This is a genomic window from Rhizobium sp. 01N424, from assembly GCF_056399485.1.
Genome location: NZ_JBFTRK010000001.1, coordinates 144,325 through 158,489, shown reverse-complemented (window position 1 = coordinate 158,489; position 14,165 = coordinate 144,325). Strand labels below are relative to the sequence as shown.

At 61.0% G+C, this 14,165-nt stretch carries 19 protein-coding genes and 1 tRNA gene; 8 read left to right on the top strand and 12 right to left on the bottom strand.

What is annotated here, in order from left to right; genetic code table 11:
- Positions 1 to 131: 131 nt before the first annotated feature.
- Both AC1DNK_RS00850 and infC read right to left on the bottom strand, forming a co-directional pair.
- A complete protein-coding gene (locus AC1DNK_RS00850; protein WP_477938835.1) occupies positions 132 to 692 on the bottom strand; it encodes a hypothetical protein in 561 nt (186 codons plus the stop codon).
- A 156-nt stretch (positions 693 to 848) separates the two neighbouring features.
- Positions 849 to 1,385 carry a translation initiation factor IF-3 gene (gene infC / locus AC1DNK_RS00845; RefSeq protein WP_112385381.1) on the bottom strand — a complete coding sequence of 179 codons (537 nt, stop codon included), beginning with the start codon at positions 1,383 to 1,385 and terminating at the stop codon, positions 849 to 851.
- Between the two features lie 170 nt (positions 1,386 to 1,555).
- Between infC and AC1DNK_RS00840 the strand changes: the two genes are divergently transcribed.
- The gene (locus AC1DNK_RS00840; RefSeq protein WP_477938833.1) at positions 1,556 to 2,359 is read left to right on the top strand and encodes an alpha/beta hydrolase; all 804 of its coding nucleotides are present in this window, start codon (positions 1,556 to 1,558) and stop codon (positions 2,357 to 2,359) included.
- A 182-nt stretch (positions 2,360 to 2,541) separates the two neighbouring features.
- Positions 2,542 to 3,141 (top strand): transglutaminase-like cysteine peptidase, encoded by a 600-nt coding sequence (locus tag AC1DNK_RS00835; RefSeq protein WP_112385138.1) that lies wholly within the window; start codon positions 2,542 to 2,544, stop codon positions 3,139 to 3,141.
- Positions 3,142 to 3,209: 68 nt separating this feature from the next.
- Here AC1DNK_RS00835 and mbfA read toward each other — a convergent pair whose 3' ends face one another.
- Entirely contained in the window at positions 3,210 to 4,193 is a 984-nt protein-coding gene (gene mbfA / locus AC1DNK_RS00830) for an iron exporter MbfA (RefSeq protein ID WP_477938832.1), read from the bottom strand.
- A gap of 179 nt (positions 4,194 to 4,372) precedes the next feature.
- Here mbfA and AC1DNK_RS00825 point away from each other — a divergent pair, with 179 nt between their 5' ends.
- Complete coding sequence (locus AC1DNK_RS00825; RefSeq protein ID WP_477938831.1) at positions 4,373 to 4,840, top strand: group III truncated hemoglobin; 468 nt, start codon at positions 4,373 to 4,375, stop codon at positions 4,838 to 4,840.
- 3 nt (positions 4,841 to 4,843) lie between these two features.
- Here AC1DNK_RS00825 and AC1DNK_RS00820 read toward each other — a convergent pair whose 3' ends face one another.
- From AC1DNK_RS00820 to AC1DNK_RS00800, 5 genes are all read right to left on the bottom strand, one after another.
- A complete protein-coding gene (locus tag AC1DNK_RS00820) occupies positions 4,844 to 5,743 on the bottom strand; it encodes an EamA family transporter (RefSeq protein ID WP_477938830.1) in 900 nt (299 codons plus the stop codon).
- Positions 5,744 to 5,833: 90 nt separating this feature from the next.
- On the bottom strand, positions 5,834 to 6,388 hold the full coding sequence (recX, locus tag AC1DNK_RS00815) for a recombination regulator RecX (RefSeq protein ID WP_477938829.1): 555 nt from the start codon (positions 6,386 to 6,388) through the stop codon (positions 5,834 to 5,836).
- A 5-nt stretch (positions 6,389 to 6,393) separates the two neighbouring features.
- Positions 6,394 to 7,419, bottom strand: coding sequence for a histone deacetylase family protein (locus AC1DNK_RS00810; protein ID WP_477938827.1), 1,026 nt, complete (start codon positions 7,417 to 7,419; stop codon positions 6,394 to 6,396).
- Between the two features lie 71 nt (positions 7,420 to 7,490).
- Positions 7,491 to 8,012: an N-acetyltransferase family protein gene (locus AC1DNK_RS00805; RefSeq protein ID WP_477938826.1), complete on the bottom strand. Its 522-nt coding sequence runs from the start codon at positions 8,010 to 8,012 to the stop codon at positions 7,491 to 7,493.
- Positions 8,013 to 8,029: 17 nt separating this feature from the next.
- Positions 8,030 to 8,599 carry a helix-turn-helix domain-containing protein gene (locus tag AC1DNK_RS00800; protein ID WP_477938825.1) on the bottom strand — a complete coding sequence of 190 codons (570 nt, stop codon included), beginning with the start codon at positions 8,597 to 8,599 and terminating at the stop codon, positions 8,030 to 8,032.
- Positions 8,600 to 8,730: 131 nt separating this feature from the next.
- Here AC1DNK_RS00800 and lepA point away from each other — a divergent pair, with 131 nt between their 5' ends.
- Genes lepA through AC1DNK_RS00785 form a run of 3 tightly spaced genes read left to right on the top strand, consistent with a single transcriptional unit; the run spans position 8,731 to position 11,156 of the window.
- Positions 8,731 to 10,566, top strand: coding sequence for a translation elongation factor 4 (gene lepA / locus AC1DNK_RS00795; RefSeq protein WP_112385130.1), 1,836 nt, complete (start codon positions 8,731 to 8,733; stop codon positions 10,564 to 10,566).
- A 60-nt stretch (positions 10,567 to 10,626) separates the two neighbouring features.
- Positions 10,627 to 10,857, top strand: a complete 231-nt coding sequence (locus tag AC1DNK_RS00790) for a type II toxin-antitoxin system CcdA family antitoxin (protein WP_477938823.1) — start codon at positions 10,627 to 10,629, stop codon at positions 10,855 to 10,857.
- Positions 10,857 to 11,156: a CcdB family protein gene (locus tag AC1DNK_RS00785; protein ID WP_477938821.1), complete on the top strand. Its 300-nt coding sequence runs from the start codon at positions 10,857 to 10,859 to the stop codon at positions 11,154 to 11,156. Before AC1DNK_RS00790 ends, AC1DNK_RS00785 begins: the two co-directional genes overlap by 1 nt.
- Here AC1DNK_RS00785 and AC1DNK_RS00780 read toward each other — a convergent pair.
- The 3 genes from AC1DNK_RS00780 to AC1DNK_RS00770 are packed head-to-tail and all read right to left on the bottom strand — an operon-like array spanning position 11,153 to position 12,975.
- Positions 11,153 to 11,611 carry a GFA family protein gene (locus AC1DNK_RS00780; protein WP_477938820.1) on the bottom strand — a complete coding sequence of 153 codons (459 nt, stop codon included), beginning with the start codon at positions 11,609 to 11,611 and terminating at the stop codon, positions 11,153 to 11,155. The genes AC1DNK_RS00785 and AC1DNK_RS00780 overlap by 4 nt on opposite strands.
- 55 nt (positions 11,612 to 11,666) lie before the next feature.
- Positions 11,667 to 12,221, bottom strand: a complete 555-nt coding sequence (locus AC1DNK_RS00775) for a sugar O-acetyltransferase (RefSeq protein ID WP_477938819.1) — start codon at positions 12,219 to 12,221, stop codon at positions 11,667 to 11,669.
- Between the two features lie 7 nt (positions 12,222 to 12,228).
- Entirely contained in the window at positions 12,229 to 12,975 is a 747-nt protein-coding gene (locus AC1DNK_RS00770; protein WP_477938818.1) for a type 1 glutamine amidotransferase, read from the bottom strand.
- Between the two features lie 116 nt (positions 12,976 to 13,091).
- On the opposite strand from AC1DNK_RS00770, the gene AC1DNK_RS00765 reads away from it, so the two are divergent.
- The gene (locus tag AC1DNK_RS00765) at positions 13,092 to 13,385 is read left to right on the top strand and encodes an Rdx family protein (RefSeq protein ID WP_477938816.1); all 294 of its coding nucleotides are present in this window, start codon (positions 13,092 to 13,094) and stop codon (positions 13,383 to 13,385) included.
- A 3-nt stretch (positions 13,386 to 13,388) separates the two neighbouring features.
- On the opposite strand, the gene AC1DNK_RS00760 is transcribed toward AC1DNK_RS00765, so the two are convergent.
- Positions 13,389 to 13,826, bottom strand: coding sequence for a BA14K family protein (locus AC1DNK_RS00760; protein ID WP_477938815.1), 438 nt, complete (start codon positions 13,824 to 13,826; stop codon positions 13,389 to 13,391).
- Between the two features lie 194 nt (positions 13,827 to 14,020).
- Between AC1DNK_RS00760 and AC1DNK_RS00755 the strand changes: the two genes are divergently transcribed.
- Positions 14,021 to 14,107, top strand: a tRNA-Leu gene (locus AC1DNK_RS00755).
- The last annotated feature ends 58 nt before the right edge of the window (positions 14,108 to 14,165 follow it).

The window sequence follows — 14,165 nt, the reverse complement described above, 5'->3', positions numbered from 1 at the left end:
ATACGGCTGATAAACTGAACGCTTACATGCACCCGCACAAGAGGCACAGAAAAGCGGGCTTGAAACGGCAGATGCTCCGCCGGCAAACGGCGGAGCATCGATCTTCCGGGGCGGGCGGAAGAACCAGGCGATTACGGCGCTGCCGCAGGCCTGATGGAAACATTGGTGATTGGGCCGGGGTTACGGACGGCATCGGAGCGGTGCGGCTTCACCTCGACGGTCTGGACGCCGTGTTCCAATTCGACCTCGACTTCCAGCCTGCGGCCCAGCTGATCGACGGCGATAAGCGAACCGTTGAGGAGGCCTTGAAGACTTGCAGCAGAAACCGAGAGCGGAACGCGGGGACGATCGGTGCGGTCATTCTCGCGGCCGCGGCGTCCGCTATCATCCGCCCCCGCAGCAACCGTCCGGCCGCCATGGCGATCGCCGCCATTGTCGTCATCGCTGGAGTTGCCGCCACTCCGGCCGCGGCCACTGTTGCTGCCACTGTCGTGGCCGCCGCCGTGATCGTCGCCGGAGGCATCGTCGCTGCCGCCGCGGCCCGAACTGCCGCTGCCGCCGTCATGACCGCCACGGGCATAGGCAGCCGAGGAAAAGAGGGAATATCCCGAAGGCTGAAGGGCGGGTAGAGCAGCGGCCAGCGCAAGCGCGGCGGCCGAGGCCAGCATGATCCTTTGAAGACGGGGGGCCATGGTCGTTTCCTTTCCATCCGTGTTTCGATGGAAGGAGCATGACATCTCCTGGCTGACAGGCCGCTGAGCGGCTCTGTCAGCAGACTGTCAGAAAGGCCCCAGAAAACACAAAAGCCGCCCTTGCGGACGGCTTCGATGCATCTTTATGGACCGCGCTCACTTGGGCGCGAGCACCATCATCATCTGTCGGCCTTCAAGCTTCGGCTCGGCTTCGACCTTTGCATATTCGGTCGTGTCGGCCTTGACCTGCTGAAGCAGCTTCATGCCCAGTTCCTGGTGAGCCATTTCACGGCCACGGAACTTCAGCGTTACCTTTACCTTGTCGCCTTCTTCGAAGAAGCGGCCCATCGCCTTCATCTTCACGTCATAGTCATGCGTGTCGATGTTCGGACGCATCTTGATTTCTTTGACTTCGACGATCTTCTGCTTCTTGCGCGCTTCGGCAGCCTTCTTCTGGTTCGCATATTTCAGCTTGCCCAGATCGAGAATCTTGCACACAGGCGGCTCGGCATTGGGGGAAATTTCCACCAGGTCGAGACCGGCTTCCTCAGCCATTTTCAACGCCTGATCGGTGGCAACGATGCCCAGGTTCTGTCCCTCTGCGTCAATCAGCTGAACACGGGGTATGCGAATTTCCCGGTTCGAACGCGGCCCTTCCTTAACGGGCGCGTCGGTTTTAAAAGGTCTGCGAATGGTCGTACTCTCCTCGAGTTGTTGAATGCTGCAGCTCGTACTCCCACGGGGGCACAAACGGGGTCTCGTTATCGCTGCAACGGAGTCAGTAGCACGCTTTAGCGGAAAAATCACCCGCTGTCAGCCTGTCAAGAATCTGTTTTATAGGCAGGAACAACAGGAGTTCAGCCGTGTCCGAGACATCCATCGCCCGTCAGCCGAAGTTTATCACCGCCGGAGAGGGTGACGACGCCCGCCAGATCGCCTTCATTCTGCGTCAGGCGAATGCTGGACCGGACGCCCCTGTGCTGCTCTGGCTTTCGGGATATCGCTCGGACATGAGCGGCACCAAGGCCGTAGAGCTCGACAGGCTGGCGGCGCAAACGGGTCTTGCCTGCCTCCGTCTCGATTATTCGGGCCACGGGCTTTCCGGCGGCAAGTTTACCGACGGGACGATCTCGCGCTGGCTTGAGGAGACGCTCGCGGTTCTCATGCATGTCAATCCGAAGCGCGTCATTGCCGTCGGATCGTCGATGGGAGGGTGGATCGCGCTGCGTCTGGCCCAGGAACTGGGCAAGATCGCCGATGGACCGAAGCTCGAGGGCATGGTGCTGATCGCGCCCGCGCCGGATTTCACTTCGGATCTGATCGAGCCGCATCTGACCAAGAAGGAACGCGCCTCTCTGGAAGAGCGCGGCTATTTCGAAGAAAAGTCGGAATACAGCCCCGAGCCCAATATCTATACCCGGGCCCTGATCGAGGACGGCCGCGCCAACAGAGTGCTGACCGGAATGATCCAGACGGGATGCCCGGTTCATATCCTGCAGGGCATGAAAGATCCGGACGTGCCCTATGCACATGCCATGAAGCTGATCGAGCATCTGCCGTCCGACGACGTAGTGCTGACCTTCGTGCGCGACGGCGACCACCGGCTTTCGCGGCCGCAGGATATCGAGCGCATGCTTTCTGCGGTCAGCGCGCTTATCCGTCAATAAGCGAATTCGGATGCACAAATAGTATCTCCGGTTGAGAGGATACCGCGCAAGCCCACCTTCTGTGGCATTTTAACCATGTCCGAGAGTTGTAACTCCCTACCAAGAAGTAACGATTGACTCCGAACGTCCCTCCCCGTTAACTCTTTGTTAATAAATACAAGGGCGATGCAGGGAATACGGGCGTGCGGATCAAGGGTTACCTCGTGGCCATGATGGCCATGCTAGCGATGTCTTCGGCTGCCTTGCCGGCTTCGACATCCAACCTCTCCATGGTTACCGGCGGAGCGACATCGCAGCCGATCGGCCATTACGATTTCTGTCAGATCCACCGCGACGAATGCGGCCCGAACCGCAATACTGCGAACATGCAGATGACCCCCGACCAGTGGACGCTGGTGCGTTCGGTCAACACGACAGTCAACACCACGATCAAGCCGATGACCGACAAGGAAATCTACGGCAAGGACGAGGTCTGGGCGTATCCGACGACGGCCGGCGACTGCGAAGACTATGCGCTTCTGAAGCGACGCATCCTCATTCAGCGCGGCTTTTCGCCGGCAAACCTTTTGATGACGGTCGTACGCAAGCCTGACGGTGAGGGGCATGCGGTTCTGACGCTGCGCACCACGGATGGCGATTTCATTCTCGACAATCTGTCGACCAACGTGAAACCATGGTTCGACACGAACTATTCCTTCATCAAGCGCCAGTCGAGCTACAATGCCGGGCGCTGGGTTACCATCGAGAACGGCCGCGACGTTCTGGTCGGTGCCCTGCAATAATCACATCTACCGGTTCTTGGGTGGCCTTCCGAAGCTTGCTTCGGGAGGCCTTTTTCTTTGCCGGGAACTCAACCGTTGCCGATCAGGATGCCGGCGCCGAGCACAAGTCCGCCGCCGAGAACCACCTGGAAGGCGGCGCGCAGGAACGGCGTTTCCATATACTTGTTCTGAATGAAGGCGATCGCCCAGAGTTCGAAGAAGACGACGACGGCCGCGGTGATTGTCGCCGTCCAGAAATGCGGGATCAGATAGGGCAGCGCGTGCCCGAGGCCGCCGAGCGCCGTCATGATGCCGCAGGCGAGGCCGCGCTTGACCGGTGAACCGCGTCCGGAAATCTTGCCATCGTCATGCGCCGCTTCCGTGAAGCCCATGGAGATGCCGGCACCAACCGAGGCGGATAGGCCGACGAGGAAGGTCTGCCAGGTATCCTGGGTGGCGAAGGCGGCGGCGAAGATCGGCGCCAGCGTCGAGACCGAACCATCCATCAGACCGGCCAGGCCGGGCTGGACATAGGTCAACACGAACTGGCGGCGGACGCCTTCGTCTTCATCGCCCTTGACACTCTCAGGCGTATGCTTCTCTCCGAGCATGCGGGCAATATCTTCATGCCCCTGCTCGGCCAGCGCCAGATCGCCAAGAAGCTGACGAGTCGAGGCGTCGGTCGTCTGCTTGGCTGCCTCGACATAGAAGCGGTAAGCCTGCTCTTCCATTGCCTCCGTCTCGCGCCGCATGGCGTCGAGCGACAGGTTCTTGCGCAGCCAGTCCGGCTTGCGATCGTAAAAGCCCTGTACATGCTCGCGGCGGATCAGCGGGATGCGCTCGCCGAAGCGCTGGCGGTGGATCTCGATCAGTGACCGCCGATGGGTGCTTTCGACCTCGGCCATGTCTTCGAACACCTGCGCGCTCGCAGGATAGTCACGCTTCAACTGATCTGCATAGGCGAGATAGATGCGCGCATCATCCTCTTCCGAGGCGATTGCAAGTGCCAGGATTTCCTGTTCAGACAATGATTTGAAGGATCGCTTCTGCGACCTGAAAAGACGCGCCAGCATCGGCATGCTCCAGTAATTTAGAATTATTCTAAATCTAAAGAGCGCCGTGGCGGCGGTCAAGATCGAACACGCCCGATTTGACAGATTGCCGCAATCTTCAGTTCCGGCTTTGGCCGCGCGCCGGCAACGCCTATATGAAGGGCGCCGTCGCATACGGCAAAGCCGGGGTGGTTTTAAAAATGAACAACGAATTGCAGGGCCGCGCTGCCCATGTTGCGGCGATCCGCGAGCGCGCGGAAGCCGAGATGAAATCGATCGGCATCGACGATGCCTTTATCGGGACGCTGGTCGAGACATTCTACAGCCGGGTGCTTTTACATCCGGAACTCGGGCCGGTCTTCGATGCGCGGCTTTCGGGACGGTGGCCGGAGCATATGGAAAAGATGAAAAGCTTCTGGTCTTCCGTTGCCTTTCGCAGCGGGGCCTATGGCGGAAAGCCCGTTCAGGCCCATACCGGCGTCGCCAACATGACGTCGGAGCTCTTTCCCAAATGGCTGGCGCTGTTTGCCGCGACGCTTGACGATATCGCTCCGACCCCGGAGGCCAAGGCCTGGTTCATGGCGACCGCGGAACGTATTGCCCGGAGTCTGACCCTGTCGCTGTTTTACAATCCGGCCCTCGACGATCCTGCACGCGAACGCGCCTGACTGTTACACCTTGCCGGCGAAGAAGGTGGCGCCGGCACTTGCCAGCACCACGAATGCCGTTCCGGTCATCTGCAGCAGCGTCATCGGCTGCATCAGAATGACGAAACCGGCAGCGGCGCCGATCGCCGGTTCCAGGCTCATCAGAATGCCGAAAGAAGCCGTGGGCATGCGCCGGAGCGCCGTCATTTCCAGGGCATAGGGCAGAAGCGGCACGAGAAGAGCCAGTCCCGCCATCTCGATCAAGCCGGAGCCATCAAGGTGGGGTACAGCGCCCATGAAGCCGAAAGGCGTGGCGACGACAGCAGCGACGAGCAGCGACATCGACAGGCCTTCGAAGCCCTTGAAGGTTGCGCCGACCTTCTTCGTCAGCAGGATATAGATGGCCCAGCCGGTTCCGGCGCCAGCTGCAAAGAGCACACCCGGCAGATTGCCGACCCAGCCTTCGCCATCATAGGCGAGGAACAGCACGCCGGCGGCTGCGACGACGGGCCAGATCAAACGGCGCGTCAATCCATAGCCGAATGTCGCAACCGACAGCGGCCCCAGAAAGTCGATGGCGACGGCAAGGCCGAGCGGGATATGCTGGATCGCCGCGAAGAAGCAGATGGTCATCAATGCCGTGATCGTGCCAAGCACGAGAGCACTGACCCATTGATCTCGGCTATAGCGCAGAACCGGCGGACGAACGATGACTGCGAGGATCAGCGCCGCGAAGACCAGGCGGAGCCAGGAAGCCCCTGCGGGTCCATAGGTCGCGATCGCATGCGAGGAAAGCGCCGCACCGAACTGGATCGACGACATCGAAAGAAGGCACATCAGTGCGCCTGCCGCGACGCCGCTCGACGGCACGGCCGCTGCCGAGCCGTCCGCATTCAACGCCGTATTTTCAGGCTGTACGCCCATTGCTTCCTCCCGATTTGCCGCCCTGAATAAGGCTGCGAAGCGACGGGGGCAAATTCAAACTTCTGATGCGAGGAGAAGCTCTGTTGATGGCTATCGATTGCGCCCGGCATCCAACGCTTCCTCGGCATCGTCAGGCGACATCTCAAAAACCTTCTTGCCGATATCGAAGCTGAAGCCGGCCCGGGCAAAAGCCGACAGTTCCTTGGCCTTGCGCTTCTCATCGAGCTCGCTCTTGCGGAACGGGCCCAAGGCGCGCTTGCGGGCCAGAACGACGGCCGCGTAAAGGTCATCCGCTTCGGCGACGGCGGCCGCAACCGTCGGCTTGGCTACGCCCTTTTGTGATAGCTTCTGGGCGATCGCGCGCTTCGACTTGCCGTTGCGCATGCCCGAGCGCGTGCCGATTTCGGCATAGGCGGTGTCGTCGAGCGCCTTGTTGTCATAAGCAAACTTCACGGCGGAATCGGCAAGCGCCTTGACCTGCGCCTCGCTGATATCCTCGAACTTCTGCCGCGCCTTGCGGGCGATGGCATCGAACAGCTGCTTCTCCGTATGCATCCGCCGCTCCAGGCGGTAGATCGCCGAATTGCGCGCCCATGAGAACATGCGCGGCGTCGGCACGTCGGATGGCGGCGTTTCCTCTTCCAAGCCGCTTAAGCCTCCAGACCCTTGAGGACATTGGCGACATTCAAGCCGATTTCCGGCACGCCGTAACCACCTTCCATGCAGGTCAACACCGGCAGCCCCGTTGACGCAATCATCGCTCCCATGCGGATGAAATCGTCCGAAGTGAGCTTGAAGAAGGAGATCGGATCACGCTCGAATGTATCGACGCCGAGCGAGACGACGATTGCTTCGGCGCCGAACGCCTTGATGCGACTGAGCGAATCGGCAAGCGCCGCAGACCATTCTTGCCAGGCCGTTCCGCGCGGCAGCGGATAGTTGGCATTACTGCCCTCGCCTTCGCCTTCACCCGTCTCGTCCGCATAGCCCCAGAAATACGGAAAGGCGTTGGCGGGCTCGCCATGCAGCGAGGCGAAGAAGATGTCGCCGCGGCGATAGGTGATATCCTGCGTGCCGTTGCCATGATGAAAATCGACATCGAGGATCGCAACCTTCCTGGCGCCGAGATCGAGAAGGCGCTGCGCGGCGACGGCAGCATTGTTGATAAAGCAATAGCCGCCGAAGAGATCGATGCCTGCATGGTGACCGGGCGGGCGGCAGAGCGAAAAGGCGAAGCGATTGCCTGAATTCAGCCAGTCGGCACCCGACATCGCGCATTGCATCGAGGCGATCGCCGCCTCATAGGTGCCATTGGTAATCGCGGTCTCCGCCGCATTGGCATAATAGCCGAGAAGCGCGCCGATGTCGGTCGGCACCCGCAGGGTCGAGCGGCGCACGGGAAAGGACGCCGGGATCGCCTCGCCTTCAGCGCCTGTCGCCGCCCACATGTCCCAGGCCTTTGACAGGAAATCGAGATAACCGGCATCATGCACCTTGCGGGCCGTTTCCAGACCATGGCGGACCGGCGCGGCAACATCTCTGAACCCGGCATCCTTGACGGCATCCAGAATCCATTCGGCGCGGAAGGGGCCTTCAAAGGGCGTGACGAGCCGTCCGTTGTGCAGCTCGGTCTTCGCGTCACGCAGCTTGTGGTCTTCGGAATAGATGACGCGCATGGCGCATGCCCCTCGTTATGTCGCGGATAAGGCGCGGTGAGGCGCCGATTTGTCAATGGGTCCGGAGCGGCTCAGACAGCCAGCCGCTTGTAGAACAGCGTCGTCGAGCAATAGCCGCCATCCGGCCACATCGCGTATTCAGGAATCACGCCGGCGCGTTCCCAGCCGAAGCGTGGATAGATCGCTTCCGCGTCGCTGCCGGTCGCCGTATCCAGAACCAGAAGATGCTTGCCGTGACGGGCAGCCTCCTTCTCGATCGCCTCCATCAGGAGACGTGCGAGCCCATGACCACGCGCCGAGCGGTGAACGAGCAGTTTCTTCAGGTCGCCGCGGTGCGGCTGGTTCGGCATCGTGGCAAAACCGACCTGAACGGTACCGAGAATCCGGCCATCGACGACAGCCACGGCAAGCAGATTGACCCCGGCTTCGACGCTCTCGGCGACACCTTGCCAGTAGGGCTCGGCATCCTCGGCCGTATAGGGCTGCATGAAGCCGACGGAGGCGCCGCCCGCGACGCAATCCGCCAGCACATCGCAGAGCTCTGGAATGGCAGCGCGGGCTTCGTCGGCGGTCAAAAGGCGTATCGAAGTCATCAAGTATCTCCTGGATATCATCGTGAACTGCGGCTCAGCACGACGCAGTAACGGGCGGGCTTGCTCGACGGATTGTGGAAGACATGCCCCTCGCCGACAGGCATGAAGAGGCAATCGCCGGGAAAGAGACGGTGAACCTTGTCCCCGGCCGTCATCTCCATCTCGCCTTCGAAAACCCAGATATGCTGGGTCATGCCGTGGCTCGCCGCATGCGGCGGAAAGCTGACACGGGCGCCGGCCGGAAACTCGACATCGACGATATCGACGTCCGACGTGGTGCCGGGCGGGGAGACGGCGCGTCTGATATAACCGGTCTCCGGATCCCGCCACACCTGTTGCTCGTGACGCCGGGCAAGGGGTGACGCCGCGCTTTCATCCTCCGCAAAGAAGGTCGAGAGTGAAAGGCCAAGTGCTGCGCAGACGCGCGCCAGAAGCGATGCCGTCGGGCTTGCCTCAGCGCGTTCGATGCGCGAGATCATCGCCCGGCTGACGCCGGAGCTGGTTGCGAGATCCTCCAGCGTCAGGCCTTTTTCCAGCCGCAGACTGCGGATCCTGGCGCCGATCGCCGCTTCCAGTTCCTGCTCCAACACTCTGCTCCGTATTTCTACTATACGAGAAATACATGATCCGATGATGGAATCAAGTGGTGCCGGACACCGCCATTTATCCTAAACAAACTCCTGCTTTTCCCCTATGCGTCAAGGGAAGGCGCTGCTATATGGCGCGCATGAGCACCAATTCTACCCGCACTCCGCTTGACCATATCCGCAACTTCTCGATCGTGGCGCATATCGACCACGGCAAGTCGACACTGGCCGACCGACTGATCCAGACGACCGGCGGTCTCGCCGAGCGCGACATGTCGGAACAGGTGCTGGATTCGATGGATATCGAGCGCGAGCGCGGCATCACCATCAAGGCCCAGACCGTACGCCTGCATTACAAGGCGAACAACGGCGAAACCTATATCCTAAACCTCATCGACACGCCCGGCCACGTCGACTTCGCCTACGAAGTGTCGCGGTCGCTGTCGGCCTGTGAAGGTTCGCTGCTCGTCGTCGACGCCTCCCAGGGCGTCGAGGCGCAGACGCTCGCCAACGTCTATCAGGCGATCGACAACAACCACGAGATCGTCACCGTCCTCAACAAGATCGACCTGCCGGCCGCAGAACCCGACCGCATCCGCGAGCAGATCGAGGAAGTGATCGGCATCGACGCATCGCAGGCGGTGCTGATTTCCGCCAAGACGGGCCTCGGCATTCCGGATGTTCTGGAAGCCATCGTTCACCAGCTGCCTGCGCCGAAGAGCGAAGGCGGCGACAAGGCGCCCCTGAAGGCGCTGCTGGTCGACAGCTGGTACGATACCTATCTCGGCGTCATGGTTCTGGTGCGCATCCTCGACGGCGTGCTGACCAAGGGCCAGACCATCCGCATGATGGGTACCGATGCCAAGTATCAGGTCGAGCGCGTCGGCGTGCTAACCCCGAAGATGCTGGCCGTCGACAGCCTCGGCCCGGGCGAGATCGGTTTCTTCACCGGCTCGATCAAGGAAGTGGCCGATACCCGCGTCGGCGATACGATCACCGAGGACAAGAAGCCGACGGCGCAGGCGCTGCCGGGCTTCAAGCCGGCCCAGCCAGTGGTCTTCTGCGGCCTCTTCCCGGTGGATGCAGCCGATTTCGAGGACTTGCGCGCCGCGATGGGCAAGCTGCGCCTCAACGACGCCTCCTTCTCCTTCGAAATGGAATCGTCCGCGGCCCTCGGCTTCGGCTTCCGCTGCGGCTTCCTCGGCCTGCTGCATCTCGAAATCATCCAGGAGCGTCTCGAGCGCGAATTCGATCTCGACCTGATCGCGACGGCCCCTTCGGTCGTCTACCACCTGTCGATGACCGATGGCTCGACGCGCGAGTTGCACAACCCGGCGGACATGCCTGACGTCGTGAAGATTTCCGAGATCGAGGAACCCTGGATCAAGGCGACGATCCTGACCCCCGACGACTATCTCGGCGGCATCCTGAAGCTCTGCCAGGACCGCCGCGGCATCCAGACCGAACTCACCTATGTCGGCAAGCGCGCCATGCTCTCCTACGAGCTGCCGCTCAACGAAGTGGTGTTCGATTTCTACGACCGCCTGAAGTCGATCTCCAAGGGTTACGCCTCGTTCGACTACCATCTGCATGGGTATCGTGAAGGCAATCTCGTGAAGATGTCGATCATGGTCAACGGCGAGCCGGTCGACGCGCTTTCCATGCTGGTCCACCGTTCGGCCGCCGAAAAGCGCGGCCGCGACATGTGCGAAAAGCTGAAGGACCTGATCCCGCGGCACATGTTCAAGATCCCGATCCAGGCAGCCATCGGCGGTAACGTCATCGCCCGCGAAACGATCTCCGCCATGCGCAAGGACGTGACCGCAAAGTGCTACGGTGGCGACGCCACCCGCAAGCGCAAACTTCTGGACAAGCAGAAGGAAGGCAAGAAGCGCATGCGCCAGTTCGGCAAGGTCGACATCCCGCAGGAAGCGTTCATTGCGGCGCTGAAGATGAAGGACGAATAGGCATCTTTTCTTCCCGGCTTCGTGCGCATATAATCTGCGCATGAAACCGGGAGGTTAGCCATGCCACGATCAGCCCGAAAGGCCGCCAATCTTTCGCTTGACGCCAATTTGGTAGCGTCTGCGCGTGAACTCGACATCAACATCTCCCGTGCAGCTGAAGACGGGCTAGCCCGCGCCATCAATGCCGAGCGGGAACGCCGCTGGCTGGACGAGAATGCCGAAGCGATCCGCCTGGAAAACGAGTATGTCGAGAAAAACGGACTGCCTTTTGCTAAATATAGGCAGTTCTGATGACACGCTTCACGGTCTACCGGATGCGATCTGACGGCCAACTGGCAATCGATCTTCAAAGCAACGTGCTCGAGGCCCTTCCATCACGCATGATGGCGCCGCTCTACACCGCAAGGAACATGTCCTGGTCGATCTCTCGGCTTAACCCGCGCTTCATGATCGGCGGCGAAGCGCATGTGCTGGCCACGCAGCGAATGGCGGCTATTCCAATCTCCGAGATCGGCGATGCGGTGATCAGCCTGGAAGCCGAGGCGGACGACATCACAGCGGCCTTAGACTTCCTCTTCCAGGGCTTCTAAGCCGGCTGCGCCATATATTCCTTCACCAGCCCCTCATACGCATCCATTTCGGGCAATGCCGGATACCTGTGCTTTGCTCCCGTTTCGGCAAAAGCCAGCTTCTCGCTTGTCCAAGTCTCGATGAAGGGTGCGAACCAGCTGGTATCGTCGAACATCGTGGCGCGGACATTGACGAACCAGTCCATGCCCTCTGGCTTGGTGAACATCCAGGTCATGCAATAGGGGCAGAAATAGTGGTGCGCCTCGGGGCCGTGAATGCCGCCGATCACGGGCTCGCCCCTGGTGACTTCGAAGCCCTCGGCCGGAATGGCAGCACTCAATGAATAGGCGCTCGACGACATCTTCTGGCAGCCCGTGCAGTGGCACGCCATGGTCAACAGCGGCTTGGCGCTGATCTTCAGCCGAACCTGACCGCAACGGCAACCACTCTCCCAAGGCAACGCGTTCTCGCTCATCCTCTCCTCCTGTTATCTCTTGCTGATCTAGGACACCTGTACTGTCCTTCCAGCGCTAGTCTCGCTTGACTGGCCGGGCGGGATTGCCGACCACGGTTGCGCCCGCGGCAACGTCCCTCGTCACCACAGAGCCGGCGCCGACGATCGCGCCATCGCCGATCGTCACCCCACCGAGAATGATCGCGCCGCCGCCGATCCAGACGTCTTCGCCGATCACGACGGCGCGGGCGATCTCGATACCCTGGCGACGCAAGTCAGGGTCCTTGTGATGCTCGGCGCAATAGATCTGAACTCCGGGACCGAGCATCGAGCGGCTGCCGATATGGACGCGTCCGGAATCGAGGATCGTGCAGCCGGCATTCAGATAGACGCGTTCGCCGAAGCTCAGATTGATGCCATAGGAACAATGGAACGGCGCCTCGATGAAAACCTCATCCGCCACGTCGCGAAACAAGGCCTTAAGCGCTGGAGCGATCATGCCGCGCGCATCGGGCGCCATCGTAATGTGCTGATGCACCGCATAGCGTGCCGCGATCCGGAGACGGTCGAGTTCGGCATCGAGACAGCAGTACCACTCACCTGCCGCCATCTTCTCGTAGTCGCTGGCCATGGCTGCCTCAGGCGCTCAGGCGGCCGTCTGCGGCGTCTTCCGAGGCGACCGACGGCCTGATAGTACGGACGAAGGCACGCGCGATCGCCAGACCAGCCTGATCGGCATCGGCGGCATGTCTAGCCGCAGTCTGCGGAAACCGCTCATGCCAACCGGGCTCGATGCTCTCGACCATATCACGGAATTCGGCATTCCATTTGGTCACGACTTCCAAATTGGCTTCGAAATGAAACTGCGTGCCATAGACGGCCCTGCCGATGCGGAAGCATTGGTTGGGGACAGCCGCCGTCGACGCGAGCCGGATGGCGCCGGGCGGCAGCGTGAAGGTATCGGAGTGCCATTCGAAGATCGGGAAGCGGTCGCCTATCTCGCCGAAGAGCGGATCGGCACGCCCGTCCGCCGTCACATCGACGGGCGTCCAGCCGAATTCGCGCGTCGCGTCCAGAATATTCTCGGCACCATAGGCACGGGCAAGGATCTGGCTGCCGAGGCAGATGCCGAGCACGGATTTCCCGGCATCGCCGAATTCGCGCATCAGAGAGGCGAGCGTCGGCAGATAGGGATGATCCTCATCATCGACAGCGCTCTGCTCACCGCCGAGTACGACAAGCGCGTCGTAGCGGTCGAAGCCTTCAGGCAGCGCATGGTCTTTCCATGGACGGGACCATTCAAGCACGGCACCGGCCTCATGGAGGGCATTGCCCAGCGCGCCGATATGAGTATTCGGCATGTTTTCAACGACGGCGACCCGCATTCTCACCTCCTGCTTCGTACCGGGAAGTGACCATGGGCGGCGGCGACATGCAAGCAGCCAGATTGCGCGGACCGGGCTGAACTTCTAAATCGGAGAGAGATCGAAAGGAACGCTGCATGACCGACAAAGCCCGTGTGACCATTCTCTATTGCACGCAGTGCAACTGGCTGCTGCGCGCCGGCTGGATGGCTCAGGAACTGCTGCAGACCTTTACCGACAGTCTGGGCGAAGTGGCGCTCATTCCGGGCACCGGCGGCAATTTCGAGATCCGGGTGAATGGCGACGTGATCTGGGAGCGCAAACGCGACGGCGGCTTTCCCGGACCGAAGGAGCTGAAACAGCGGGTGCGCGACATCATCGAGCCAGGCCGCGATCTCGGCCATACCGACCGCGCATCGCTGGAAAGCTGACGCTCAGTCGAATGGCGAATTGCAGGTCTTGTAGACGCCCTCGTAGGTGACGAAGCGGTCGGTCTTCGGATTGTAGGACCGGTACTGGTTGCGGCACCATTCTCCATGCATGCCCTGATCCCTGGCCGCCGGCTGAACCCTGCGGATCGGCGCCGGGTCGTAGGAGAGCGCCGGGCGCCCCGTGCGTGGCGCCTGTGCTCTCGGCTGATAGTAGGTCGGCCCGGTGACGCCGCGCGGCCGGTAGTTCGGCTGCACATAGGCAGGACGATGCCATTGCTGCGGTCCGAAACCGAAGCAGCCGCGATAATCGCACATCGTCGATTGCACATTGATAATATCTGGATTGCGCACCTGGAACGGCGCAGGCACGGGCGCCGCCTGCGCGGCCAGTGGCAGAAAACCGGCAACCAGGCCGAAGATGGTGCTGCGTAAAGCGGACATCAGTGATTCCTTTCCGATGCTTTTCATATAGGTCACGGCATCCGTTCGAACATCGGCAGAGGCAAGCCAAACGTTCAGTTCCCCGTGAACGCGGCCTTTCGCACCGTCCCGGCAATTCTTTTTTACATACTGTCAGGAAAACTTCAAAAACCCTGTTGACAGCAAAGAGCCACCCCCGTACATGGCTCTCCGTCGCCCAGATGGCGGAATTGGTAGACGCGCCAGCTTCAGGTGCTGGTACCCGAAAGGGTGTGGAGGTTCGAGTCCTCTTCTGGGCACCATTCCCATTTAAAAATAGCAGCTTAGGCCGGTAGCAACCGCTCCCGAAAGCTCGCTATT

Bases quoted from the DNA above. Each gene is read 5' to 3' on its own strand.
- AC1DNK_RS00850 (WP_477938835.1), bottom strand. From the start codon at position 692: ATGGCCCCCCGTCTTCAAAGGATCATGCTGGCCTCGGCCGCCGCGCTT.
- AC1DNK_RS00780 (WP_477938820.1), bottom strand. From the start codon at position 11,611: ATGAGCGAGAACGCGTTGCCTTGGGAGAGTGGTTGCCGTTGCGGTCAG.
- AC1DNK_RS00785 (WP_477938821.1), top strand. From the start codon at position 10,857: ATGACACGCTTCACGGTCTACCGGATGCGATCTGACGGCCAACTGGCA.
- AC1DNK_RS00825 (WP_477938831.1), top strand. From the start codon at position 4,373: ATGAACAACGAATTGCAGGGCCGCGCTGCCCATGTTGCGGCGATCCGC.
- AC1DNK_RS00760 (WP_477938815.1), bottom strand. From the start codon at position 13,826: ATGTCCGCTTTACGCAGCACCATCTTCGGCCTGGTTGCCGGTTTTCTG.
- AC1DNK_RS00820 (WP_477938830.1), bottom strand. From the start codon at position 5,743: ATGGGCGTACAGCCTGAAAATACGGCGTTGAATGCGGACGGCTCGGCA.
- lepA (WP_112385130.1), top strand. From the start codon at position 8,731: ATGGCGCGCATGAGCACCAATTCTACCCGCACTCCGCTTGACCATATC.
- AC1DNK_RS00810 (WP_477938827.1), bottom strand. From the start codon at position 7,419: ATGCGCGTCATCTATTCCGAAGACCACAAGCTGCGTGACGCGAAGACC.
- AC1DNK_RS00765 (WP_477938816.1), top strand. From the start codon at position 13,092: ATGACCGACAAAGCCCGTGTGACCATTCTCTATTGCACGCAGTGCAAC.
- AC1DNK_RS00770 (WP_477938818.1), bottom strand. From the start codon at position 12,975: ATGCGGGTCGCCGTCGTTGAAAACATGCCGAATACTCATATCGGCGCG.
- AC1DNK_RS00775 (WP_477938819.1), bottom strand. From the start codon at position 12,221: ATGGCCAGCGACTACGAGAAGATGGCGGCAGGTGAGTGGTACTGCTGT.
- AC1DNK_RS00790 (WP_477938823.1), top strand. From the start codon at position 10,627: ATGCCACGATCAGCCCGAAAGGCCGCCAATCTTTCGCTTGACGCCAAT.
- AC1DNK_RS00805 (WP_477938826.1), bottom strand. From the start codon at position 8,012: ATGACTTCGATACGCCTTTTGACCGCCGACGAAGCCCGCGCTGCCATT.
- mbfA (WP_477938832.1), bottom strand. From the start codon at position 4,193: ATGCTGGCGCGTCTTTTCAGGTCGCAGAAGCGATCCTTCAAATCATTG.